The sequence below is a fragment of the Nocardia sp. NPDC004722 genome (genome assembly GCF_053601505.1).
In genome coordinates this window covers 1-2166 of record NZ_JBSGBY010000942.1, presented here as the reverse complement: position 1 = coordinate 2166, position 2166 = coordinate 1, and the positions used below count along the sequence as shown (strand labels likewise).

The window sequence follows — 2166 nt, the reverse complement described above, 5'->3', positions numbered from 1 at the left end:
GGGCTGGTGATCGAGAACGGTGTGGTCACCGGCGTCGACGCCGAGCAGAACGGGGAAGCCGTTCGCTTTAACGCCAAGTACGGCGTGATCCTGGCCAGCGGCGGCTTCGAGCACAACGCTGACATGCGGCACAAGTACCAGCGCGAGCCCATCACCACCGAGTGGACCACCGGCGCGGCCGCCAATACCGGCGACGGCATCCGGGCCGGCATCGAGGCGGGCGCGGACATCTCGTTCATGGACGACGCCTGGTGGGGTCCGACCACCTTCCGCGGCGAGGGCAAGCCCTGGTTCTGCCTCGCCGAGCGAAATCTGCCCGGCTCCATCATGATCAATACGCAAGGTCAGCGATTCGGTAATGAGTCCGCTCCTTACGTCGAGGCAGTGCACACCATGTACGGCGGCGAATACGGGCAGGGTGAAGGTCCGGGCGAGAACGTGCCGTGCTGGCTGGTGTTCGATCAGCGCTACCGGTCCCGCTACATCTTCGCCGGATTGCAGCCTGGCCAGCGGATTCCGTCCCGCTGGATGGAAAACGACCTGATCGTCGTCGCCCCCACGGTGGCCGAATTGGCCGAGAAGATCGGGGTTCCCGCCGACAAGCTGGCCGCCACCATCGAGCGCTTCAACGGGTTCGTCGAGTCCGGCAAGGACCTCGACTTCAACCGTGGCGACAGCGCCTACGACCGCTACTACGGCGACCAGACCATCAAGCCGAACCCGTGCCTCAACAAGCTCGAGGTGGGCCCGTTCTACGCGGTGAAGATGGTCCCCGGCGACCTCGGCACCAAGGGCGGTCTGATCACCGACAACGACGCTCGCGTGCTGCGCGAGGACGGGACCGTCATCGAGGGGCTCTACGCGGCGGGCAACACCTCCTCGCCGGTCATGGGCCACACCTACGCCGGTCCCGGCGCGACCATCGGACCCGCGATCACCTTCGGCTACCTGGCCGCCCTGGACGTCGCCGCCAAGAAGAAGAACGGCGCGAACGTCCCCGCGGAAAAGGCGTCCTGAACCGTCCCAACCCGGTTCAGGATCGGGTTGGGCGCGAGTCGGGTCACGTCGAGTCCGCGCCCAACCCACCCGCACCTGCCGTACCGCTCTATCCCGGCAGGGCGCGGGAAAAACAACTGAACGCCCGGACCGCCGTCGCGAACGCTCTTTCCAGCGGCGGGACCGGGACCAGACTTTCAGCGCCGACCGACGCGCTACCCGGTCAGCGGAGCGGGGGCTTGCGAGGCGGCGATCCGCGCCGGACCATCGGACGCGAGTGACGAGGAGAACCTTTCATGCCCATCGATTTGAGTGTCGCGCTCGGCGCGCAGATCCCCGCGCGCGAATTCAGCTGGTCCGCCAGCGATGTGCAGACCTACAACCTGGCGCTGGGTGCGGGCAACCGCTGGACCGACGCGGCCGAGCTGCGCTACGTCGATGACCGCGAGCCCGCCGTGCTGCCGTCCTTCGCGACCGTCGCGCCGTCCTTCCACGAGACCGAACCGCCCAAGGTGAAGTTCGACGGCATCGACATCGATCTCGCCAAGGTCGTGCACGGCAGCCAGGAAACCATCGTGCACCGGCCGATCCCGGCTTCCGGCAAGGGCTCCATCTCCGGTCGCATCACCGAGATCTGGGACAAGGGCAGCAATGCCGTCGTCTGGCGTGAGGACACCGCCGTCGGCTCCGACGGAGAACTCCTGTGGACCTCCCGCTCCTCCATCTTCGCCAAGGGCGAGGGCGGCTTCGGCGGCGAGCGGGGCCCCAGCGCCAAGACCGAACTCCCTGACCGCACACCGGATTTCGAGGTCCTCACCCCAACCCTGCCGCAGCAGGCATTGCTCTACCGCATGTGCGGCGACCGCAACCCGCTGCACTCGGACCCCGAATTCGCCCGCAACGCAGGCTTCCCCAACCCCATCCTGCACGGCCTGTGCACCTACGGCCTGGTGCTGAAGACCGCCACCGACACCGTGCTGGCCTCGGATGTGGCCCGCGTCAAGGGTTTCCGCGCCCGCTTCGCCGGAGTCATGTACCCGGGCGAGACCCTGCGCAGCCGCATCTGGCAGCAGGACGGCGAGCTGGCCATCGCCGTGACCGTCGTCGAACGCGACGACGCCCCCGTCCTGGCGGACGTGGTGCTCACCCCCTCGTAGTGCACCGTTGTTC

The 2166-nt window shown here is 67.6% G+C and carries 2 protein-coding genes; both read left to right on the top strand.

What is annotated here, in order from left to right:
• A partial coding sequence (locus ACWELQ_RS44365) for an FAD-binding protein (RefSeq protein ID WP_452402961.1) occupies positions 1-1017 on the top strand: 1017 nt, incomplete at its 5' end.
• A gap of 275 nt (positions 1018-1292) precedes the next feature.
• A complete protein-coding gene (locus tag ACWELQ_RS44360; protein ID WP_452402960.1) occupies positions 1293-2153 on the top strand; it encodes a MaoC/PaaZ C-terminal domain-containing protein in 861 nt (286 codons plus the stop codon).
• Positions 2154-2166: the final 13 nt, after the last annotated feature.

Bases quoted from the DNA above. Each gene is read 5' to 3' on its own strand.
- ACWELQ_RS44360 (WP_452402960.1), top strand. From the start codon at position 1,293: ATGCCCATCGATTTGAGTGTCGCGCTCGGCGCGCAGATCCCCGCGCGC.